General features: G+C 58.1%; 17 protein-coding genes. 7 read left to right on the forward strand and 10 right to left on the reverse strand.

All coding sequences use genetic code 11. The features are described 5' to 3' along the window. From ABGT73_RS06700 to coaBC, 3 genes are all read right to left on the reverse strand, one after another. On the reverse strand, positions 1 to 945 hold the full coding sequence (locus tag ABGT73_RS06700; protein ID WP_346670316.1) for an ABC transporter ATP-binding protein: 945 nt from the start codon (positions 943 to 945) through the stop codon (positions 1 to 3). Positions 946 to 1141: 196 nt separating this feature from the next. Further along, the gene (gene asnB / locus ABGT73_RS06705; RefSeq protein WP_346669027.1) at positions 1142 to 2989 is read right to left on the reverse strand and encodes an asparagine synthase (glutamine-hydrolyzing); all 1848 of its coding nucleotides are present in this window, start codon (positions 2987 to 2989) and stop codon (positions 1142 to 1144) included. Between the two features lie 68 nt (positions 2990 to 3057). Next, the gene (gene coaBC / locus ABGT73_RS06710) at positions 3058 to 4254 is read right to left on the reverse strand and encodes a bifunctional phosphopantothenoylcysteine decarboxylase/phosphopantothenate--cysteine ligase CoaBC (protein WP_346670317.1); all 1197 of its coding nucleotides are present in this window, start codon (positions 4252 to 4254) and stop codon (positions 3058 to 3060) included. Positions 4255 to 4402: 148 nt separating this feature from the next. On the opposite strand from coaBC, the gene ABGT73_RS06715 reads away from it, so the two are divergent. Then, entirely contained in the window at positions 4403 to 5188 is a 786-nt protein-coding gene (locus tag ABGT73_RS06715; RefSeq protein WP_346669028.1) for a type III pantothenate kinase, read from the forward strand. A 91-nt stretch (positions 5189 to 5279) separates the two neighbouring features. Here ABGT73_RS06715 and ABGT73_RS06720 read toward each other — a convergent pair whose 3' ends face one another. Next, entirely contained in the window at positions 5280 to 6587 is a 1308-nt protein-coding gene (locus tag ABGT73_RS06720) for a galactokinase family protein (protein ID WP_346669029.1), read from the reverse strand. Between the two features lie 256 nt (positions 6588 to 6843). Here ABGT73_RS06720 and ABGT73_RS06725 point away from each other — a divergent pair, with 256 nt between their 5' ends. The 5 genes from ABGT73_RS06725 (at position 6844) to ABGT73_RS06745 (ending at position 11215) form a co-directional block, all read left to right on the forward strand. Beyond that, on the forward strand, positions 6844 to 7701 hold the full coding sequence (locus ABGT73_RS06725; RefSeq protein ID WP_346669030.1) for an AraC family transcriptional regulator: 858 nt from the start codon (positions 6844 to 6846) through the stop codon (positions 7699 to 7701). A 9-nt stretch (positions 7702 to 7710) separates the two neighbouring features. Beyond that, the gene (gene rlmD, locus ABGT73_RS06730) at positions 7711 to 9072 is read left to right on the forward strand and encodes a 23S rRNA (uracil(1939)-C(5))-methyltransferase RlmD (RefSeq protein WP_346669031.1); all 1362 of its coding nucleotides are present in this window, start codon (positions 7711 to 7713) and stop codon (positions 9070 to 9072) included. A gap of 141 nt (positions 9073 to 9213) precedes the next feature. Next, complete coding sequence (locus tag ABGT73_RS06735) at positions 9214 to 9606, forward strand: hypothetical protein (protein WP_346669032.1); 393 nt, start codon at positions 9214 to 9216, stop codon at positions 9604 to 9606. 6 nt (positions 9607 to 9612) lie between these two features. Continuing rightward, on the forward strand, positions 9613 to 10470 hold the full coding sequence (locus tag ABGT73_RS06740; protein ID WP_346669033.1) for a DUF5685 family protein: 858 nt from the start codon (positions 9613 to 9615) through the stop codon (positions 10468 to 10470). After that, complete coding sequence (locus ABGT73_RS06745; RefSeq protein ID WP_346669034.1) at positions 10463 to 11215, forward strand: DnaJ domain-containing protein; 753 nt, start codon at positions 10463 to 10465, stop codon at positions 11213 to 11215. The genes ABGT73_RS06740 and ABGT73_RS06745 overlap by 8 nt, the downstream gene beginning before the upstream one ends. 136 nt (positions 11216 to 11351) lie before the next feature. Here the strand turns inward: ABGT73_RS06745 and ABGT73_RS06750 are convergent, their stop codons facing one another. The 6 genes from ABGT73_RS06750 to ABGT73_RS06775 form a co-directional block, all read right to left on the reverse strand. Then, positions 11352 to 12881, reverse strand: coding sequence for a DUF4127 family protein (locus ABGT73_RS06750; protein ID WP_346669035.1), 1530 nt, complete (start codon positions 12879 to 12881; stop codon positions 11352 to 11354). After that, a complete protein-coding gene (locus tag ABGT73_RS06755) occupies positions 12875 to 14989 on the reverse strand; it encodes a GNAT family N-acetyltransferase (RefSeq protein ID WP_346669036.1) in 2115 nt (704 codons plus the stop codon). Before ABGT73_RS06755 ends, ABGT73_RS06750 begins: the two co-directional genes overlap by 7 nt. 15 nt (positions 14990 to 15004) lie before the next feature. Continuing rightward, positions 15005 to 15835, reverse strand: coding sequence for a carbohydrate ABC transporter permease (locus tag ABGT73_RS06760; protein ID WP_346669037.1), 831 nt, complete (start codon positions 15833 to 15835; stop codon positions 15005 to 15007). Then, complete coding sequence (locus tag ABGT73_RS06765; RefSeq protein ID WP_346669038.1) at positions 15832 to 16761, reverse strand: sugar ABC transporter permease; 930 nt, start codon at positions 16759 to 16761, stop codon at positions 15832 to 15834. The genes ABGT73_RS06760 and ABGT73_RS06765 overlap by 4 nt, the downstream gene beginning before the upstream one ends. Positions 16762 to 16930: 169 nt before the next feature. After that, positions 16931 to 18259: a sugar ABC transporter substrate-binding protein gene (locus ABGT73_RS06770; RefSeq protein WP_346669039.1), complete on the reverse strand. Its 1329-nt coding sequence runs from the start codon at positions 18257 to 18259 to the stop codon at positions 16931 to 16933. Positions 18260 to 18349: 90 nt separating this feature from the next. Then, complete coding sequence (locus ABGT73_RS06775; protein ID WP_346669040.1) at positions 18350 to 20194, reverse strand: beta-N-acetylhexosaminidase; 1845 nt, start codon at positions 20192 to 20194, stop codon at positions 18350 to 18352. A gap of 440 nt (positions 20195 to 20634) precedes the next feature. Here ABGT73_RS06775 and ABGT73_RS06780 point away from each other — a divergent pair, with 440 nt between their 5' ends. Continuing rightward, a complete protein-coding gene (locus ABGT73_RS06780; RefSeq protein WP_346669041.1) occupies positions 20635 to 21498 on the forward strand; it encodes a MurR/RpiR family transcriptional regulator in 864 nt (287 codons plus the stop codon). Positions 21499 to 22032: the final 534 nt, after the last annotated feature.

Genomic DNA, 22032 nt, shown 5'->3' on the forward strand with positions numbered 1-22032 from the left:
TTACGCTTCCTCCTTTTCTTCGGGATGTTCCGTCAGCTGCAGGAACACGTCCTCCAGGCTCATGCTCTCGGCGCTCAGGTTCAGCACCGGGCAGTTGGCCCTGGCCAGCGCCAGCGACAGGGCCCCGCGCAGATCGGTTCCCGCCTCGCTGACTGCCGTAAAGCTGACTTCCCCGCCCTTTTCTGCAGTAACCCGAAGATTGCTCAATCCCGGGACGGTGGCGGCCGCTGCCAGCACTGCTTCCCGGCTGCCCTGGGCCGTGGCCGAAATGCTGCCTTTTGCCGCCAGCTTGCCGGCCAGTTCCTCCGGCGTGCCCTGGGCGATCAGTTTGCCCTGGGCAATGATCAGCACCCGGTCACAGACCGTCTGCACTTCGCTCAAGATATGGCTGGACAGGATCACCGTGTGGGTTTTGCCCAGATCATGGATCAGCGAACGGATCTCGATCATCTGGGCAGGGTCCAAGCCCACCGTGGGCTCATCCAGAATGATGATCTTCGGTGAGCCCAGCAGCGCCGCGGCAATGCCAACCCGCTGGCGGTATCCTTTGGACAGATTGCGGATCAGCCGCGCCTCCATCCCCTGCAGCCCGGTCCGGGCGCAGACTTTTTCCACGCTGGCGCGCCGCTCCGCCTTCTTGCGGACGCCCTTCAGTTCCGCCACAAAGAGCAGATACTCGGTCACCGTCATGTCCTGATACAGGGGCGGCTGCTCCGGCAGATACCCGATGCAGGCCTTGGCCGCAGCCGCGTCCTCCACAATATCATGACCGTCAATTTTCACCGTGCCGTCCGAAGCGGACAGATAGCCTGTGAGAATATTCATCGTCGTGGATTTGCCCGCACCGTTGGGGCCCAGCAATCCATAGATGCAGCCGTCCTCCACGGTGAAGCTGATATCATCCACGGCGGTATGCTTTCCGTAACGCTTTGTCAGATGAGTCACTTCGATCAAAGTGTTGTCCTCCTTTTGTGGGAATCCATGCAGGCAGCCCCTGACTGCCGTGCATATAGAGTTGATTATAGCTCCAAATTGTGAAAATTGTGAGACAGTCCGTTTACAGAGTGGAACCGATTTTTTGTTAAGGCCCCTCCTCTCCCGGCGGGACAGGCAAAGCCCGGAGCAAAACTCCGGGCTTTGTTCATACCAGTTCCACCCTGTAGGTTTCCAGCCAGTAGTTGAGCTGCAAAAACCAGGCGATGGTCTGCGGTGTAGTCATCAGCTGTCCATACCACGGCACCGGATTGTCGGCCCCCGAAGCCAGCAGTTTTTCCAGTGCGTCCGCCCGGATGATCCGCAGCAGCGGCGCCGCCGGGTCTTCCAGCACCTTGGTGAGTTCCGCCGATACCGCCGAGAGATATCCGGGATTCCAGGTTTTAGGATAGGGGCTCTTCTTGCGCCAGAGCACTTCCGGCGGCAGAACGCCGGTCATGGCCTCCCGCAGCAGCCCCTTTTCCTTGCCCTGGTAATCCTTGAATTCCCACGGCACCGAATAGAGGTATTCCGCAATGCGGTAATCACAGAAAGGCACGCGCACCTCGAGGCCGTTGTACATACTCATGCGGTCCTTGCGGTCCAATAGCGTCTGCATGAACCAGTGGAAGTTCAGGCTCATCATCTGGCGCATCCGCTGTTCCAGCGGGGAAAGCCCCGGCCGCACCGAGGTTTCGGCCAGCGTCTTCTGGTACTGGGCATCCACGAATGCCTCCGGGTCAATGCCGTCCAGCACGCCGGGTTTGATGAAGCTGGCGCGGTAGGTCGTGGACTGCGCCCAGGGAAATCCGTATTTCTCCCGCACGGTGGGATCCCGGTACCACGGGTATCCCCCGAAGATCTCATCGGCGCATTCTCCGGAAAGGGCCACCGTGGCGTGGGGCTTGATATACCGGCAGAAGGCCAGCAGCGAGGCATCCACATCCGCCATGCCCGGCAGGTCCCGGGCTTCCACCGCCTGATACAGTGCCGGCACCAGTTCCGGGGTGTCCAGCGTGATCCAGTGATGCTCGGCATGGAGGAAATCATTCATCATCCGGATAAAAGGCGCATCCGGCCCCGGCTGGAACTTGGTCTGATGGAAGTACCGCTTGTTGTCCTTATAGCCCACCGAGAAGGTTTTCAGGGTTTTGCCCTGTGCCGTAAACTGGGCATCCGCCACCGCGGAAATCAGGCTGGAATCCAACCCGCCCGACAAAAAAGTGGCCACCGGCACGTCGGACACCAGCTGCCGTTCGATGGCATCCATCAGCAGGTCCCGTACCTTATGGGCGGTGGTCGTGAAATCATCGGGATGCTCGTGGTCCACCAGCTGCCAGTAGCGATGCAACAGAAGCCGGCCACTGTCTGCCTCATAAATGCCGTACTGGCCCGGCAGCAGTTCCCGCACATTCTGGAACACACCGCTGCCCGGTATCCGCCCGGGCCCCAGCAGCAATATCTCTGCCAATCCGCCGGCATCGATGCGCGGCGGCACCGCCGGGTGCGCCAGCACCGTCTTGATCTCACTGCCGAAGATCAGGCTGTCCCGGGTCTTGGCATAAAACAGCGGCTTGACGCCGCACCGGTCCCGCGCCAGAAACAGCTTGCCCGCGTGGGCCTCCCATACCGCAAAGGCAAAAATTCCGTTGAAACGATCCACGCAGGAGGCGCCCCACTCGGCATAGGCATGCAGCAGGACCTCCGTGTCGGAATGTCCGATAAAGGTGTGGCCCCTGTTTTCCAGAAGGCTGCGCAGTTCCGTTGTATTGTACAGCTCCCCGTTATAGACAAGGGTATAACTCTCCCCCTGCCAGTCCAACTGCATGGGCTGGCAGCCGTTTTCCAGGTCCACCACCGCCAGCCGCGCATGGATGAGGGCGGCCCGTCCGCTGATGTACATTCCCCGCTGATCCGGTCCGCGCCGCGCCATCGTGCGCTGCATGGCGCAATAGGCCGCATACTGTCCCTGAATGGCACGCGGGTCACGCCCGATTTGTCCCGCTATTCCACACATAAAAAGACCCCCTTCTGCCATCGTTCCTATCAGGAATATGCAGAAAAGGGTCATTATAGAACCAGACTTCAGCGGCTGGCTGCAATCGCGTCGGCAATGCGCTGTGCCACCGCGTCCTTGCTTTGCAGCGGCAATGCCTCGGTGCCCTGCCCGGTGATCAGGGTTACCACATTGGTGTCCACCCCGAACCCGGCGCCCGGCACCTTCAGATTGTTGGCCACAATCATATCCATATGCTTTTTTCGCAGTTTGGCCGTGGAGTTTTCGATGAGATCCCGCGTTTCCATGGAGAATCCGCAGACAAAGAGCTTTTCCGGCTTGTGCTCGCCCACCCAGGCCAGGATATCCTGGGTGCGTTCCAGGGCCAGCGTCATCTCACCGTCTTTCTTTTTCACCTTGTCCTGTGCCACAGTGGTCGGACGATAGTCCGCCACCGCCGCTGCCATGACCAGCGCATCGGCATCCATGGCATGCTGCTGCACGGCGGCAAACAGGTCCGCCGCTGTTGTGTAGGGTACCACCTTCACAAAGGGCACCGGCGGAAGCGTGCAGCCCGTGGAAGCCAGCAGGGTCACGTCCGCCCCGCGCAGCATGCAGGCCCGGGCCACTGCATAGCCCATCTTGCCGGTGGAATGGTTGGTGATATACCGCACCGGGTCCATCGGTTCCTGGGTGGCGCCGGCAGAAACCACGATCTTTTTGCCGCGCAGGTCCTTCTCACAGGCCAGTTCCCGCAGCACATAGTCCACCAGAACGCCTTCCTCTGGCAGCCGCCCCGAGCCCACATCGCCGCAGGCCAGCAGCCCGGAGCCGGAGGGAATGACCGTAAAGCCGTAGTGTTCCAGCGTTTTCAGATTGTCCTGGGTGATGGGATTTTCCAGCATGTGGGTATTCATGGCCGGAGCCACCAGTTTGGGACAGGTGGCAGCCAGCGTCACGGTGGTGAGCATATCATCGGCCAGCCCGTGGGCCATCTTGGCAATCACATTGGCGGTGGCCGGCGCAATGAGCATAAGGTCCGCTGCGTTGGCCAGGGACACATGGGCCACATCATACTGGAAATTGCGGTCGAAGGTATCCACAATGCAGCGCCGGTTGGTCAGCGTTTCAAATACCAGCGGTGCGATGAACTCGGTGGCGTGCTTCGTCATCAGCACATGCACATCCGCCCCCATCTTGACCAGCGCATGGGCCACATTGGGCATTTTGTATGCGGCGATGCCCCCGGTGACCCCGATGACGATCGTCTTTCCTTTGAGCAGCATAGGATTCACAGACCTTTCCCTGTTTGGTTAGGCTTATTATAGCAATTCCCGGTGGGTTTGTAAATTGCAGTCTTTCCCCGTTTCGGATTGCAAAATTCCTGTAAACTGCTATAATGATACCAGTTTTATAGGAATGGAGCCTTTGGATATGGTACTGGCGGTCGATATCGGAAATTCCAACATCTGCATCGGGGGTCTTGCGGGAGAAGCGCACCGCCAGGTGCTCTTCACCACCCGTATGGTCACCCGGCCCCGCTGCACCGCCGATGAATACGCCGCCGAACTGAAGTTTTTGCTCACCCGGATGGGGGTGGAGCGTTCCGCCTGCGAGGGCGTCATCGTCTGCAGCGTGGTGCCCAGCCTGACGACACCGCTGGCGGATGCCTGCCACCGTCTGACCGGTAAGAACGCCCTGATCGTCAGCTGTGAACTGGACACCGGGCTGACCTTCCGGGTGGATGAGCCCGGACGGGTGGGCCGCGACCGCATTGCCGACGCAGCGGCCGCCGCAGCGCTGTATCCGCTTCCCTGCATGACGGTGGATCTGGGCACTGCCACCACCTACAACGTGCTTTCGGCCAAGCGGGAATTCCTGGGCGGTTTCATTGTGCCGGGCGTACAGACCAGCCTGCGTGCCATCAGCGCGGGTACAGCCCAGCTGCCTCCCATCGCCCCCGAGCCGCCCAGCGACCTGATTGGCCGCAACACCGTGGAGGCCCTGAACAACGGAGCCATGTTCGGCACCGCCGCCATGCTGGACGGACTGGCGCAGCGTGTGGAAGCCCAGTTGGGCGCACCTCTTACAGTGGTGGCCACCGGCGGACTGGCGCCCTACATCACGCCCTGCTGCCGCCGTGAAATCATCTACGACGCCGACCTTCTGTTCAAAGGATTGGCTCTGCTGTGGGAACGCAATCGCGAACAGCTGACCTGAAATGCAAAGGAGACAGCCGGAAAATCCGGCTGTCTCCTTTTTATTTATGTATTTATGAAATCCGGCGGAAGCGAAGGAATCCTTCTTGCCCTTACAGTTCCGGCGTGACGGGCACGGCGCCATAGTTGCGGATGTTCAGCACATGGCAGCTGCCTTCCCCGAAGCAGGCATTGATGGTGGCACGGTAGGCATCCACCAGGTCGTTGGGCACGAATGCCTGGATGGTTCCGGCGAATCCGCCGCCCTGCAGGCGCCAGGCTCCCCGGCCGTTGAGGACTTTCTGGCTCAGTGCCAGTGCCAGCGGCACGCCCTGCTCCTTGGGATTCTTGATGCTGTAGGCGTTCTGGTTGAACTCAAAGCTGGAATGGCCGCCCTCGATGATGAGCTGCAGGAACCGGTCCATATCGTCCTTCTGGACAGCCTCGCACAGTTCCGATGCACGGCGGCAATCGTTGTAGAAATGGATGGAACGCACCACTGCACGGTCCCCCACCGCCTTGCGCAGCTTGGGAATGGCCGCATAGAATTCCTCTTCCGGCACTTCCCGCAGCACCTTCTTGCCGAACTGGGCGGCAACACTCTCCATCTCACGGCGGATGGCGGCATAGTCATCGGTCAGGTCCGCGTGGCTGCCCTTGGTGTCGCTGATGCACATGACAAAGCCATGCTTGGCAAGGTCAATCTCGGTCTGGCCCACCACCGGATGGGCCGGATCCTTGAAATCGATGGTGATGACACCGCCCACGGCACAGGCCGTCTGGTCCATCAGGCCGCAGGGCTTGCCGAAGAAAACATTCTCGGCATACTGGCCGATCTGCGCAATGCGGACCTGGCTGAACTTCTCCAGGTCATTATTATTGTACTCGCCCCGGAAGATCGCACCGATGCAGACCTCAAAGGCCGCCGAACTGGACAGGCCGGATCCCCGCAGCACATTGCTGGTGGTATAAGCATCAAACCCGCCAACCTTGCCGCCATCGTTGAGAATGCCCACCGCTACACCGCGGATCAGCGCCGCGGAATGCTCTGCCTCCCGCGGCTGCGGCGTGCGGATGCTCAAATCCACATCATCGATCTTCTCAAAGCCATGGGATTTCACCCGGACAATATTCTCATTATTGGGGGAAACCACCGCCACAATGTCCAGGTTCACCGAACCCGCCAGCACCACGCCATTGTTATGGTCGGTATGGTTGCCGCCAATTTCGGTACGGCCGGGGGCCGAGTACAGACGCACCGTGCGGTCAGCGCCGAACTCTGCGGCAAAACGGTCGATCAGCTGGGTATAGCGCTCCCGCTGGGCTGCAACAATTTTCTCGTCCGCGCCATACAGCTTGGCGAAGGCACCGTCGTACAGGCCCTGCGCAATCTGCTGCTTCAATTCAATGGTATTTGCCATAGTTCCACTCGCCTTTCCTGTTACCAAGACCCTTCCCGCGGGCATATAGTCGACATGCACAAAAAGAGCCACGTTCTTTTGGTCAAACAGCCAAATGCCTCGCTGTTTGCACGATTCTTGTACCCAGTATAACAAATTCTGCCGGGAAGTAAACATTTTTTTACTGCTGTTTTATGGACTTTTGATGAATGGTTTGCTATAATAACAACGATGATCGTGTTGCCGCTTCCGGGCGGCGGCGAATGAGGTGGAAATCATGACCAATCTGAGCAAGCAGTCCTACAAGCAGAGCTATACCGATAATGTCGAATTGTCCATCTTCAACTGCGGGCATGAATACTGTGTTCCCGGCCACACCTGGGGCCCCGGCGTGCGCGACCACTACCTGATCCATCTGGTGGTGGCCGGTAAAGGAGTTTATCAGGTGGGAGGCGCCTCCCACACCCTGCAGGAGGGGGATTTATTTCTGGCAAAGCCCAATCAGCTGATCACCTACGTGGCGGATGAAACCGATCCCTGGGAGTATTACTGGGTCGGTTTCAACGGCGCCTGTGCCAACAAGCTGGTACAGCAGATGCCTTTCAGCGACCTGCATCCTGTCCACCACTGCAAGGATCCCCAGGCGGCCCGGGAAGCGCTGTATAACATCTATCTCTCCCGCGGGCCGGAACCCCAGTGCGAGGCGCTGATGACCGGGTATCTGTATATCTTCATGGCCCATCTGATGAAGGAAGCCCGGGATGCCATGCCCAACGTGGGTTCTTCCAGCAGCCAGTATGTACTTTCCGCCATCAAGTACATCCAGTTCAACTATTCCCATGATATCTCGGTGGACGACATCGCCAAGGCGGTGGGCGTCAGCCGGAGCCATCTATACCGCGTCTTCATGGCCAATGTGGGCCAAAGCCCCATCGACTATCTGACCAACTACCGCATCAGCGAGGCCAGCAGCCTGCTGAAAAATTCCAATCTCTCCATTGCGGAGATTGCCATCTCGGTGGGATTCTTTGACCAGTTCTATTTTTCCCGTGTATTCAAAAAGGTCAAGGGTGTGCCCCCCAGCAAATATCTTGCCACCCTGGAAAAAGACCCGGGCAAGCTGCCCGACAAATAAGGAGTATTCATGGCATTTACCAAAAATCAGATTCTGACCCTGGAAATCGAGTCCCTTTCCAGTGACGGCAACGGCGTAGCCCACAGCGACGGACAGGCAGTCTTTATTCCGGGCACGGCTCCGGGCGATACCGCCAGGGTGCGGATCGTCAAGCCGATGAAAAGCTATGCCTTCGGCCGGTTGGAAGAATTGCTGGTACCCGGTCCCGACCGGATCGAGCCGGACTGTCCTGTGGCCGGCCCCTGCGGCGGCTGCGGGCTGCGGCATATTTCCTATGAAGCGGAATGCCGTGCCAAGACCCGTTTTGTGCAGGACGCCTTTTCCCGCCTGGGCAAACTGGAACTGCCGGTTCTGCCGGTTCTGGGGGCCCCCCAGGCCGACCGCTACCGCAACAAGGTACAGCTGCCGGTGGGGACCGATGAAAACGGGCACCTGACCACCGGCTTTTTTGCCGGCCGCAGCCACCGCATCATTGCCTGCCCCGACTGCAAACTCCAACCCGCGTGGATGAACCAGCTGGCCGCACGGGCCTGTGCCCTCCTTGAGGAGGCCGGCGCCACCGCTTACGAGGAGGAAAGCCACACCGGCCTGGTGCGGCATCTCTTTCTGCGCCAGGGCTGGCACAGCGGGCAGCGTCTGGTGTGCTTCGTGCTGAACGGCCGCGCACTGCCCGACGAACGCGCCTTATGCGAAACCCTGCAGCGGGAATTTGATCTGACCACTGTGCTGATCAACGAGAATACGGTTCGCACCAATGTGATCCTGGGGTCCCGTACCCGCACGGTTTTGGGCCCCGGCGTGATTGAGGACACCCTGGCCGGTGTGGCGCTGCGTATGGGTGTGCATGAGTTTTACCAGGTCAATACAGCCGCAGCGGAAATTCTGTATGCGCGGGCCCGCAGCTATGCCGCCCTTCAGCCGGAAGATTTTCTGCTGGACCTGTACTGCGGCATGGGTACCATCGGGCTTTCCATGCTGCCGGACTGCCGCAGGCTGTTGGGCGTGGAGATCGTGCCCCAGGCGGTGGAGGGCGCCAAAGCCACGGCGGCCCGTCTGGGTCTGCCCTCCGAGAAAGCGGATTTCCGCTGCCAGGATGCCGGTGCTGCGGCAGCCCAGCTGGCGGCCGAGGGGCAACATCCGGACGTTATTGTCGTGGATCCGCCCCGTAAAGGTTGTGACCTTGCCACCCTGCAGGCGATTGTACAGATGTCTCCCCGCACGCTGGTCATGGTGAGCTGCAATGCCGCCACCGCCGCCCGGGATACACGCTGGATGACGGAACATGGGTATCAGGCCACCGAAGTGCAGCCTGTGGACCTGTTCCCCCGCACCCGCCACGTGGAATGCATCGTCAAGCTGATCCGCGTATAACCGGCCCTTCCAATGTTCCGGCACTCCGCATCGGTATGCATTGTTCAAATTCTTTTTGGCTCCTGTTCACGATTTGCCAACAATTATATGCCATAATAGGGAGCGAAATTACGGGATTCCCCCGAAAAGGTGGTTTGTTCGATGAAAGCCTGGCTGCAGCGCTTCATGTCCGGCCGCTACGGTTTTGACCGTTTTAGCGGATTTTTATCCAGCTGCTCGCTGATCCTGATCGTGTTGGGGGCACTGTTCAGCCCGGTATTGTACTGGCTGGGTCTGCTCCTGCTGATTTACTGCTACTTCCGCATTCTGAGCCGCAACATCCAGAAGCGGTACCGGGAGAACCTGAAGTACCTCTCTCTGGAGAGCAAAGTGACCGGTTGGTTTTCCGTCCGGAAAGCACGGTTTCAGAAGCGCCGGCAGTATCACTATTACCGTTGTCCTCACTGCGGGCAGCAGCTGCGCGTTCCCCGCGGGCGCGGCAAAATCTCCATCACCTGCCCCAAATGCGCCACCCAGTTCACCAAAAAGAGTTGACGGCCGATGTTTGGATATGTTACCATCTATCGAAAGGGATTGGCAAAAGAAGACCTTGACCGCTATCAGGCTTACTATTGCGGGCTTTGCCAGGCTCTGGGCCGCCGCTACGGTCTGCCCGGGCGTCTGACACTCAGCTATGATATTACCTTTGTGGCCATTCTGCTGAGTGCCCTGTATGAGCCCCCCACCCGTTTTGGCACCGGGCGTTGTGCACCGCATCCCATCAAGCCGCGCCCGCGGGCGGACAATTCCTTTCTGGACTATGCTGCCGATATGACCGTTGCCCTCGCCTACTACAACTTTCTGGATGACTGGCAGGACGATCACCGGCGCGCCAGCCTTCGTCAGGCGAAGAAGCTGGAAAGCTACCTGCCCGGGATCCAGGCGCGATGGCCACGGCAATACGGTGTGATCACCGAACAGCTGGCTGCGCTGAACCTGCTGGAAGAAGCCGGTTCCCACGACCTGGATGCCCTGTGCAACGCCTTCGGCACCCTGCTGGGGGCTGTTTTTGCCTGCCGGGATGACATCTGGGCTCCCACCCTGGAGGCAATGGGACGCGGACTGGGTGGCTTCATCTACCTGATGGATGCATACGATGATCTGGAAAAGGATCGGCAGAAGGGTCGATACAACGCCCTTTCCCATCTGGCGGACAGGGTATCTCCTGCCGAATATGAAGAACAGTGCCACGAACTGCTCACCCAGCAGATGGGCCTGTGTGCCCAGCAGTTTTCCCTGCTTCCGATTTTGCAGGATTCTCCGGAGGGGAAGTTATTGTACAACACCATCTATTCCGGCGTGTGGAGCAAATACGCGCTGGTGAGAAAGCACAGAGAGGGGCGTCATCCGCATGACTGATCCATACAGCGTATTGGGCATCGCCCCCGGTGCCGACGATGAGACCATCAAAAAAGCCTACCGCCAGAAATGCAAGCAGTATCATCCCGACCTGCACCCCGATGATCCTTCGGCCGAGGAAAAATTCAAGGAAGTGCAGGCCGCCTACAGCGAGATCATGCGCCGCAAACAAAGCGGCGGATCCACCGGGTACCAGGGTTACCAGCAGCAGAGTTCCGGCAATCCCTACGGTTACCGCCAGAGCGGTTACGGCACCGGGTATGAGGAAGATCCCTTCGGCGGTTTTGGGTTCGGGCCTTTCGGATTCGGATTTTACGGTACAACCGGCGGCAGCCGCCAGACCTACACCACCGGCCAGGAGAGCCCCGAACTCCGCGCCGCAGCCAACTATATCCGCAACGGATTCTATACCGAGGCGATGAATACTCTGAACGGCATCTCCTCCAACGAGCGCACTGCCCAATGGCATTACTATTGCGCCCTGGCCAACCAGGGGCTTGGCAACAACATCCGCGCCCGGGAGGAAGCCCGCACGGCGGTGTCAATGGAGCCCAACAACTACGCCTACCAGAATCTGCTGGACCAGCTGCAAAGTCCCGGGCAGTCCTACACCAGCTATCAGCAACCCTATGCCCAGCCCAGCGGCAACCCCGGCCGGTTCTGCCTGTCGTTCTGGATGTATCTGGTGGTGTGCAATATCTGCAGCTGGTGCTGCTGCGGCCGTGGCGGCGTATTCTGCTGCTGATCCGAATTGTCTCTTTTCAGGACGGTGCCGCCATGCGGCCCGCCTTTTCTGTTTGTATCTGTTTCCCGATGAAGAAGCCCCGGCGGATTCTTTCCCAGAATCTGCCGGGGCTATTTGTTTTACGCTTATGGAGTTTTCAGGCCTCTCTGGCAATGGGTTCCGGACACATGGTGGCATCCAGACCGACCTCGAACATGCGGCGCCAGGGCATCCAGACATGCTGCAGATTCACCCGGGGCGCAATGGAGGACAGCTCCTTGCGGGCAAACTGCTCCAGCTCCTCCCGGACCTTCTCGCTGATGATGCCGTTCTGCTCATGTACGTCAAAATAGTTCATGCCGTACTGGCTCAGCGTGCGGGTAACACGCGCCCGTACCAGTCCGCAGTAGCCGGCATCCTCGAGATACCGTTCCGCCAGGAAGTTCTGATGCGACTGCGTGATGCCAAAATGATAGGCATCCACCCCTTCCGCGATGGCGGTCCCCAGGGTGTTGGCCGAGGTATTCCAGCCGGCGTATCCGGCCACCTTGTCCAGCAGGCCGGAATGGTTCAGCATGCGGATCAGCAGCAGCTCACCGCCATTGCCGTAGGCGTTGTCGGCAATGGTCACAATGCGCCCCTCCCGGACCCGTTCTTCCACAAAGTCCACCAGTTCCGGCAGGCTGCGCTCCACGCAGTACCCACGCGCCCGCGAAGGCTGCTGTACCGCTTCCTCGATCCGTTCCGCCGGCGCCGTGACGGCCAGGATGATATCGGCATTTTCATACGAATCCGTCACCTGGCAGCCCGCCGACAACAGCTGGTTGCGGATGGTGGTGTCCAGAGAACACCCTTCATAAATCGGGATCACCGACTTAGCGCCCTCCGCCGCATACTTCACATAGACCTTCGGCTTGCAGCCCGCCATGTGGTTCAACATGCGGGCCAGCAGGGTGAGACCCACCTCATCGGCGCCGGGATACATGAGTACATCCCGCATGAGCCCCTTGCGGGCAATCTCATCCCGGACGGCCTGCTGGTCCATGGCTGCGTACCCATAGGGTGCAGAGTCATCCTGGGGAATCACCAGCGCATCCAGAATTCCCTGCTCCACCAGTTCCAGCGCCCGATGGTTGAGCTGCAGATTGCAGGAGCGGCGATCCACATAATCCTTGAGCTTGTCCTGATCAATTTCCTCCAGCATCACCTTGAGTTCCTGGTCCCCGCAAAGTCCCAGGCGACTGCGGTGCAGGATTTCTCCCGCCCGATGAATCTGTTCGCCGTACTGCTCATAGTAATCCGGCTCCTCATCGTCGCTGGAATAGTCCGGGCAGCGCATGATCACCTGAAAGCCGTAAATCAGAAGATTCGGATTTTCTTGCTTGAGCTTCCGGATGATATCCAGACGCGGCTCCAGGTCTTCCGGGCTTGCATGATGGATCCGGGAAGGCACCAGCCCGCCATAGAGCAGCGTATCCAGGGAAAGAACCAGTCCGTCCGCATCACGGCAGGCTTCCAACAGAAACCGGTCCACCTTTTCCAAATCGGCGGGCTGCTTTTTGTTGCCCAGCGCCTCGGGAACCACCAGTTCAATCCCATTGTGCCGGAACAAATGCTGGGGAAACAGGCGGTTACAGGGCCGCTCGTCCAGTGGCAGCAATACCAGCTTCAGCTTTCTGTTCAACATGTTTTTACTCCTCCTCGGTATCTGCGCACCGGCAAAAATCCGAACTTGCCGTAATACTCTTTCAGGATGGTCCAGTCGATACAGACGATATGAGCCCCCAGTGCGCGCAGCTGCAGCAAAGACTGCCGCAGCAGGAACTCTCCCAGCCGCCGGCCGCGTACCCCGGCGCTGATGCCGATGGGCCCCAGCCCGGAACGCCCCTGCGGATTCACCGAAATCTTGCAGAATCCACACACGGCACCGTTTTTCGGGCGGAGCAGCATGATTTCTCCGGGATTTCCCCCGCTCCCCAGGAAGGACTGCATCTCCTCCAGCCAGCGTCCCGGGAACTCCGCCTGCAAAAAAGCAAACAGGGCGGCTTCCTGCCCCCGCTGCAGCGGCTCCGCCGTATACGAAGTGAATCCGCTCACGTCAAAGGCATCGATCAGGGGATCCTGCGTCACATCCGCCTCCAGATCATAGTGCTCATCGACGCACATCTCATAGCCACGGTGTTTAAAGAATGCATGCTTCTCCGGCAGTGGTTCCGGCACCCCCGAAAACAGGTTGCATACATCCTGTCCCAGGAAGATTTTGCGGATGCCCAGTTTATTCATGGCCGTTTCAGCTGCCCTGTACAGGCAGCTGCCCCATCCCTGTTTCTGGAAGGCAGGATCGACCACCAGCACGCTGATACATCCGGCGCCACCGTAGGGCGGCGCCCCCGGTTCAAACCGCTTGGACACCACCGCTCCCAACAGGCTGCCGTCCCATCGTTTCAGGCAGAGGGTGGCCGTCTGCAGTATGGCGTGATCGTGGAAGGCCGCCCGCTCCAGACGTTCCCTTCCCAGATCATAGCTCTGCGGCAATGCCTTCTGGAGCAGGATATGCAGGGCAGGCAATTCCGCGCCGGTCAGCGGCTGCAAAGCGGTAGAGCGCTGTGCATATCGCCACCAGCCATCCCCTTCCAGATAACTCAGATCGAACAGCATGCAGCGGCCGGTCTGGGCAAAACACATCTGAACTGCCTGTGCAATGCGGGCAGGCGCGTCGCGGTACTGGTCCAGAAAGAGGCCTGCCGTCACCGGCGTGTCGCCCATGACCACCTGCCGGGCCAACCGGGCGGCGCCCTCCACGCTGTACCAGTAGGCGGGTTTGTCCTGTGCCTCCCGCTCTGTGATTTCCGGGTAATAGCAGCCGGAGAGCAGATTATCCACCAGCGGTGCGTAGCCCGCCTGCTGATACTGTTCCGGCCGTGCCAAACCGTATTCCTGCGGCAGATACCGGGGAGAAGCCCAGTTGGCTCCCACCTGGTCATACAGCGGGTACCAGGACCCGGTATAGTCCAGCAGCACACGCCCCGGGAAACGATGCACGCAGGACTGCATCCGCTCCATAAACCCGCGGATTGCCCTGGCCCGGCTGATGCGGAAAGCATCGAAAAGCGGTCCCGGCTCCGCCTTGCCTGCCTGAATCCGGTAGACCGATGCGGGCCACCCTGCCGCCGTTCCGGCCAGCTGTTCCACAGCTTGCCGTGTCAGCGGGCCGAAATCCGAACAGAGCCCCACATAGCGTGCCCGGTCCAGAACCAGTCCCTGAACGGGATACCGGCTCAGCACCTCTCCGGCAATGTCCAGCAGGTACTGCTGCACCTCGGGATTCATGGGATCCAGGAACAGCTCCCCGAAGTCGTCGATGGAACTGACCGTCTGCAAGGAACCGGCCTGCAGAACCGGGGACACACAAGGTTTGCCCGCCGCATCCAGTCCATACACCTGCGCCTGCCAGTCCGGGTGCCGTAATGCCGGCATCTCCGGCCTGGGGTCGTTTCGGTTGCCGCCCACAAACACATCCATGGCCGCATACAGGGCAATACCTTCCTGCCGGCAGATCTCCAGACACTGGCGCAGATAATCCACGCCCGGCGCAAAGGTCGGATCGTACTCACTGTAGGACGGCGCCAATGTGCTGGGATACAGCACATAACCGCTGGTATCCCGTACACTCAACAGGACCGCATCCACACCGGCTTCGGCGCAATGCTGCATGGCCGTGCGGAACTTCCGGGCATCGGAAATGGTGGCTTTATTGGCCTGGATTTCAATCCAGACGGAATATCCAGGAAGCATCCTTTCCTCCTCCGATCAGCCCTTGACGGCGCCGCTGACCGCTTCGATATAGTTTTTCTGGCACAGGATAAAGACAATGATGACAGGAATTACCGAGATAATAGCGCCCGCGGCAATATACCCGAACTTATAGTTGAAGGAGCCGTTCAGATACTGCAGGGCGGCGGCCAGGGGGTACTTTTCGGGATCCTGCAGCACGATGATGGGCCACAGGAACTCGTTCCAGCGGCTGATGAAGTCAAAAATGATGACGGTGGAGATGGTGGGCATGATGCCGGGCAGCATGATCTGCCACCAGATCCGCAGTTCCCCTGCCCCGTCAATGCGGGCGGCCTCGATCAGATCCTTGGGGACGCCCAGATAGCCCTGCCGCATCAGAATGATGCTGAACACCTTGACGGAGCCCACCAGGATCACGCCCGCCAGGGTATCCAGCAGATGCATGGCCGAAATGGTAAGATAGTTGATGATCATGCCAGCCGCTGCCGGAATGATCATCGAGGCTAGCAGCAAACTGAGCACCACATTCTTGCCCTTGAAGCGCATGCAGGCAAGCGGGTAGGCGCAGAGTGCCGAGAGGATCACGTCCAGCACGATGCTACCCACCGTGATGATCACCGTGTTGAGCAAGTAGCGCGGCACCGAAAGGAACTCCCAGACGCCCACGTAGTTTTCCACGGTAGGATTTTCCGGGATCAGACTGATATCATAGATGTTCTGGCCGGAGCGGAAGGATGCCGCCAGCAGCCAGATAAACGGCCCGGCACAGATAATCGCAATGAGGATCAGCATAATATAAGTGAGAACGGCACGAACCATCCGCTGGCTTTTTGTTCCGTACATCATGCCAACTCCCCCTTTTCGCCCTTACGGCCGTACACAAAGACGACAATGCTGATGATACCGGTGATCAGTGCCTGCACAAAGCCTACCGTGGCCGCATAACCGAATTCAAAGCTGTTGAAGGCCTTGTAGTAGGAGTAATAGGCGATGACCATCGTGGCGGTGTCGGGGCCGCCCTGGGTCAGCACGAAGACGGCGTCAAACACGCCCACCGCCGAGATAACCGAGTTCAGGCTGCAGAACCAGATATAGGGTTTGAGCAGCGGCAGCCTGATATGGAAAAATGCCTGGATCGGCGTGGCGCCGTCCACATAGGCGGCCTCCACAATCTCCTTGGGGATGGACTGAAGACCGGCCAGATACATCATCATATAATAGCCCAGGCCCTGCCAGACCGTGATGAACATGATACAAAGCATGGCGGTCCGGCTGTCGGTCAAAAATCCCAGGGAGCTGGAGATCACGCCCCAGTTTTTCAGTACGGTATTGATCAGGCCGCTGGGATCAAACAGGAAGCCCCACATGATAGAAATGGCCACCATGGAAGTGACCACCGGGATGTAATACATCGTGCGGAACAGTGTGATGCCCCGCAGCTTCCGGTTGACCAGCACTGCCAGCAGGATGGACAGAATCTGGATCACCGGCACAACCACCACGAACAGGACGGTGTTCACAATCGCCGCCTGGAAGTTGCGGTCATGGAAGGCCGTGATGAAGTTGTCAAAGCCCACAAACTTCGTCTTGCCCAGTACCGAGTAATCAAAAAACATCAGCGGCAAACTGCCCACAATCGGTGCAAATACAAAGATAATGAGCAAAATCAATGCCGGCGCCATGAACAGATACGCCAGAATGGTTTGCCGTGTCTGAAGGCGCATGGGCCGCCGCTTTTTATTGGAAACAGCTGCCGACGTAGACGTTTTCATTATAGCATCTTCCCCCTTGCTCCGCAAACCGCCAGCTTTCGGCCTTTTTCAACGGGGCCTTGCGTTGTAGCAACGATCTGCTGAAATAGGAACCCACAAGGCCCCTTTGAAAAGGGCCGCCAGGGATTTCTACGCTCCCTGGCGGCATCGGTGGTTTTCGTGCAGTTGTTTATTCGGCAGTCTGAGCCAGAATATCGTTCACAGCCTTTTCACCGTTATCCAGTGCAGTCTGCGTGTCGGTACCATTCTGGATGACCGCTTCCTGAATCTGGTTGACGGCATCCTGGATCTCGCTCTGGCCGGCCGTGCCCAGAGAGTAGTCCTTGGAGGTGTCGCTCACCTCAACGGACATCATGCGGGCCTGGCCTTCCAGGGTCTCGCTGTCAGAGGTGAAGTAGGGATCCTGGCTGGCCTTGATGGTGGACGGGAAGATGGCCGTCTGCTTGCAGAATTCCAGCTGGCATTCGTCGCCGGTGATGTAGGCAGCAAACTTGATGGCTTCCTCGTGATGCTTGCTGGCCTCAGGCACGACCAGGTTCATCAGCGCGTTGCGGGAGAAGCCTTCGCTGCCGGTGAGGGGCGCTGCCACGCCAATGTTGTTGTAGACATCGGGGGCTTCATCCTTGATACGGCTCAGGGAAGAACCGGAAGAGCTCACGATGGCCAGCTGGCCGGTCTCGAACAGTTTCAGCTCGGTATCCCAGTCACCCCACTTGCTGTTCTTGGGCAGGATATCCTGATCGGTCAGTTCCTTGAAGCTGTTCAGCAGGTCTACCGTCTCGCTGGTGTTGAACGCTGCTGCGGTGTTGTCATCGTTCAGAATGGGAATGCCCTCTTCAAACAGCAGGTTGAAGAACTCCGGCGGGTTGTAAAGATAGGCGCCGGTCTTCTCCTTCATCGTCTTGGCGGCGTCGAAAGCTTCACGGTACTGGGTGGGCAGGGTGCTGATATCCAGGCCGGCCTGCTCAAACAGCGCCTTGTTGTAGAACATGATGTTGGGAGAGGCGTACCAGGGGAAGGCGTAGACGGAATCGCCGATCCGGGCAGAATCGTACAGGCTCGGGACGTAGACGCTCTTCTGCTCCTCGGTTGCTTCCTTTTCCAGGTCCACCAGCGCGCCCTTGCCGGCCAGCGTCAGGGTCATCTGGGTGTTCAGGTTCACCACGTCCGGAGAGGTGCCGCCCGCCGTAGCCGTGACGAGCTTCTGCTGGATAGAATCATAAGGAAGATCCACCCAGTTGATGGTAACGCCCGGGTTCTCGGCCTCATACTTGTCGATCAGGCCGTTCAGGAAATCGGTGAACGTGGGCTGCAGCGCGATGGTCCAGAACTCCAGCGTGACGGGCTCTGCTGTTTCGCCGGAAGCGGTCGAACCGGAACCGGAAGCCGCCTCGGAGGCAGCGGTGCTGCTGGCGCTTTGCCCGCAGCCTGCCAAAGAGGTGGCTGCAAGCGCGGCTGCACACAAACCAGCTGCTGCTTGTTTCCAAATTTTTCTCATGTGTTTGTCCTCCTTTTGTTTCTGTTGATATTCTTAAACGCTCCCTCCGGGAAATTGCCTGTACCTGTTTCTGTTTCGGGAGCGCTTAATTCATAAAACTGCCGGGGTCGCGTTGCATGACCACAGATTGTAGTTCAGGCTGGCGATCTCACTGTTATCAAAGTAGGCGAAGGGCAACCTTTCGCCTTCCAGCTCCTCGATGGCTGTAAGCGTACCGTCCAGGTAACGCGCCAGGCATTGCCGGGTGTACAGCAAGCGGCTTCGCAGCCCGCCCAGGCGCAGGTGCTGGACTTCCAGACCGAATACTTTGTTTTCCTGCAGCCACTGCTCCTGCAGCGTATTCTGGAATGTTTCCAGCCGCTGCACTGTCTGCGGTATGACCGTTTCGGCAAGGTCTTCCAGTGCTTTGTTATCCCGGCTGTCGTAGGCCGTCTTGATCCGTTTGCCAAGGTCTGCTTTCCGTTCCAGTACCCTGCAAAGATCTTTCTGGGTGCGGAACAGGATGGCGTACTCCCCTGCCCGGGCTTCTATCTGTTCCAGCTGCCCGGCAGCCTTCGCGTAAAAGTGCTGCACATCCGCGGGAACCAGCGAATCAAAGGTGCCCAGCAAGGGATCGTTGTAGAGCAGAAACTTGCTGGCATTTCCGTGGACCGTCGGATCCTCGGAGAACCGGCTGGGACGATCCAACTGGAGAAACTCCTGGAACTGGATTCCTGTAAGGATGCGGAATCCCTCTGTCTCTTTCGGAATTCCCCAGGCCAGCGCCGCATCTGCATACAAGACCGGCAATATGGAGAATACACTTGCCTCGGCGCCGTTATCTCCCCAGGCCGTGATCACCACGGACCGTATTTTTTCTTCGATGCAGGCCTGCAGAGCATCCCGTCCTGTCTCTATGCTGAAGGCATTGCAGGGGGTAAAACCGCTCCATTTCCAGGCACCGCCTGCAAAGACCACCCGGTCGGTCATCTGCTTGTGCTTTTGCAGCATGGCCTTGTACCGTTCTTTGCCCACATGGTAATAGTCCCAGAATCCCAGTTCCACCTGCGGCGGAATTTCCGGCCGGCAGCGGGCTTTTGCTCCGGCCGCCGCCTGATCGTAGCTGCCATAGGCCAGGTTGAAAAACATATCGCTCCACATCTGCGGCTGCAGATGGTGGGACTCGCAAAGGGCCAGAACCCGCTGCAGATGTTGCTGCAATACCTGGATGCGGGGCTGGTAGCCGTTTTGCTCGAGATACTTGCCAGCTCCCACCAGGGCGGCCTCATCCATGCCTATGTTGACTTTCCGGGTGGTAAAACATTCCGATACCGTCTTCAGCAGCTTATCCAGCAGACGGTACGTCCGCTCATCCCCGGCCAGCAGGATGTCTTCGGTATCGCGGATCTCATCATACCGCTGGTACCGCATGATCTGGTTGAGGTGGGCCAGCGTCTGCAGATAGGGCCGCAGTTCCAGGCCCAGGCCGGCCGCATACTGGTCCAGGTCCTTGAGTTCTTCGGGGGTCATGGCACCGCGCTGGTACCCGAAATACGGCTCCCCCGGGATATCTATTGTGTCCTCCATATAGAGGCCCACAAAGCTGTACCCCATCAAAGCACACAACCGGATCAGTTTTCGCGCCGCTTCCGGACGCAACACTGCATTGCGGGAAATATCCACCATCACACCAAAGTCCGGAAAAGTACACCGTCTTTGGATGGTTCCCCCTTCACCGGGGCAGCTGGCCGCCTCCAGCAAGCCGCGTGCCAGATCCCGCAGATCGTGATACCGAATGGAAATTTTTTCCCGGTCTGCCTCGATGCAGAAACCGGATTCTGCTCCTTCGGAAACATACAGCGTGCGATGGTCTTCACTCGGGTTCACCATCGGCAGCAACTCTTGCAGAACCGTTGCCGCACGCGCTGTGTGATCCCCATTGATCCGCCATGCCATAATGCCTCGCCTCCTTTGTGCAGAATACCTCCTGTTTACCTGTGTCTTTCTTTGTTTTTTCCTAGTATAATCATCCATTTTCCGGCTTTCAATAGATGGCGGCATTTCTGAAAGAAGTTGCAAAGGATTGAAAGTAGATTCTGTTTTGGGCTTTCCGGTGCGTCGTACTCCGCTGGCGTTTCTGTGCATATTCTCTATTTTTCTTTGAAGTTTCGCCTTATTTTTTCGCAAAACATACAGTGTCTTTTTCGAAATTGTCACACTTTTCGATTATTTGTTCAAATCTTTACCTATTTTTTCAACACGCACACCCGCTTTTCGTGCATATCCATGCATTGTTTTTTTCTTCAGCCCGCCCTATAATGGTGTTCATACTTCTATAGTTTCGCGTAGTGATTCTTGTCTGTACCCTTTCCCCCTGCACAAAGGAAGCGAACCTCATGCAATACCGCAGAACGATCCATCGCATCATGGACACTTATAATCAAATGACCCAAGTGGAACGAACTGTGGCCGACTTTTTCCTGAACAACACTAAGCCGGTGGATCTGGCCTCCAAAAACCTGGCCAAATTGCTCTACGTGTCCGAGGCCACCCTTTCCCGCTTTGCCAAGAAGTGCGGTTACAAAGGATACCGGGAATTCAGCTATGAATACGAACGGGAACTGAGCGGCAGCGAAGGGGAATCTCCGTCCCCTGCCACAGATTCCCAGGTGGAGGGTCTCTACAGTCTTCTGATGGAACATACCTTTTCTTCCATTGACTATGCCCAGATGCGCCGGATCGCAGCCATCATGGATGAAAGCCAACGTATCTTCCTTTTTGGAATGGGGCATTCCGGCCTGGCCGCACAGGATTTTCAGCTTCGGTTCATGCGCCTGGGACTTTGGATTCAGGCAGTTACCGATTCCCAGCTGATCCAGATCACCTCGGCCCTGGTGGGTCCAGGGGATCTGGTACTTGCATTTACCATGAGCGGCCGCACAGCCGAAATCATGGGCGGCCTGCAGATGGCCAAAGCGCGTGGAGCCCGTACCGTATTGTTTACCGGCGGGCAGCGCCCCGAAAAGGGCACCAATGCACCTGACGAAGTTGTCCACCTGCTCTCCCTGCGTGAGATTGGCGGCGGCCTGCGGATTTCTCCCCAGGTGCCCATGCTGATGCTCATCGACACGCTGTATGTAACCTGCCTGTCCCGCAATACCTATCAGAAAGCTGAAATCAGCCGCAGTGTGGATTCCCTGGTTGCCCCCAAAAAGCCCAAGCCCAGTCTTTGGGATCCCGGCGAAGAAAAGGAAATCTGACTACCTGCCAACACCATTGATTGTTTCTTATTGTATACAGCGAAACAGGCCCGGCCCGGAGAGAGATTCTCCGGGCCGGGCCTGTTTGACTTTTATTCATCTTTTCGAAACGCCAGGAAGGACCTGCATTCCATGAATCACTTTTTTCTGGGAATATGACAAAACAATGCCAGCATCTTCCCTCCTGTTCCAAAATGGCAGTCATGACCCCCGGCTAAGCCGGGGCCTTGTGTAAGCCCTAGAAGGGCATCGTACCGGCAAGCCTCTCAAAAAGCATTGAAAAATCTGCCACTCGCATCACTTGCCCTACAGCCCGTAAGCGGACGCTGTTTATCCAAAATCAACTTTCTTGACAACAGTAAAGTTGTTGCTCTTTTCTCGCTTCACTCGATTCTTGAAGCCGAAGCTTTTTACTCTCCCCACAGAGTTGGGGTTCTCATTTTGCCAAAGCATACAAGAGGATTCTCCAAAGCCGGAAAACCCATGATTGGATTTTCCAGTTCTGGAGAACCCAACGCAACTGAATATGGGAGA

The organism is uncultured Subdoligranulum sp. (genome assembly GCF_963931595.1).
Classification (GTDB): Bacteria; Bacillota; Clostridia; order Oscillospirales; family Ruminococcaceae; genus Gemmiger.

Coding starts and splice junctions, on each gene's coding strand:
- asnB (WP_346669027.1), bottom strand. CDS start 2,989: ATGTGTGGAATAGCGGGACAAATCGGGCGTGACCCGCGTGCCATTCAG.
- coaBC (WP_346670317.1), bottom strand. CDS start 4,254: ATGCTGCTCAAAGGAAAGACGATCGTCATCGGGGTCACCGGGGGCATC.
- ABGT73_RS06715 (WP_346669028.1), top strand. CDS start 4,403: ATGGTACTGGCGGTCGATATCGGAAATTCCAACATCTGCATCGGGGGT.
- ABGT73_RS06720 (WP_346669029.1), bottom strand. CDS start 6,587: ATGGCAAATACCATTGAATTGAAGCAGCAGATTGCGCAGGGCCTGTAC.
- ABGT73_RS06725 (WP_346669030.1), top strand. CDS start 6,844: ATGACCAATCTGAGCAAGCAGTCCTACAAGCAGAGCTATACCGATAAT.
- rlmD (WP_346669031.1), top strand. CDS start 7,711: ATGGCATTTACCAAAAATCAGATTCTGACCCTGGAAATCGAGTCCCTT.
- ABGT73_RS06735 (WP_346669032.1), top strand. CDS start 9,214: ATGAAAGCCTGGCTGCAGCGCTTCATGTCCGGCCGCTACGGTTTTGAC.
- ABGT73_RS06740 (WP_346669033.1), top strand. CDS start 9,613: ATGTTTGGATATGTTACCATCTATCGAAAGGGATTGGCAAAAGAAGAC.
- ABGT73_RS06745 (WP_346669034.1), top strand. CDS start 10,463: ATGACTGATCCATACAGCGTATTGGGCATCGCCCCCGGTGCCGACGAT.
- ABGT73_RS06750 (WP_346669035.1), bottom strand. CDS start 12,881: ATGTTGAACAGAAAGCTGAAGCTGGTATTGCTGCCACTGGACGAGCGG.
- ABGT73_RS06755 (WP_346669036.1), bottom strand. CDS start 14,989: ATGCTTCCTGGATATTCCGTCTGGATTGAAATCCAGGCCAATAAAGCC.
- ABGT73_RS06760 (WP_346669037.1), bottom strand. CDS start 15,835: ATGATGTACGGAACAAAAAGCCAGCGGATGGTTCGTGCCGTTCTCACT.
- ABGT73_RS06765 (WP_346669038.1), bottom strand. CDS start 16,761: ATGAAAACGTCTACGTCGGCAGCTGTTTCCAATAAAAAGCGGCGGCCC.
- ABGT73_RS06770 (WP_346669039.1), bottom strand. CDS start 18,259: ATGAGAAAAATTTGGAAACAAGCAGCAGCTGGTTTGTGTGCAGCCGCG.
- ABGT73_RS06775 (WP_346669040.1), bottom strand. CDS start 20,194: ATGGCATGGCGGATCAATGGGGATCACACAGCGCGTGCGGCAACGGTT.
- ABGT73_RS06780 (WP_346669041.1), top strand. CDS start 20,635: ATGCAATACCGCAGAACGATCCATCGCATCATGGACACTTATAATCAA.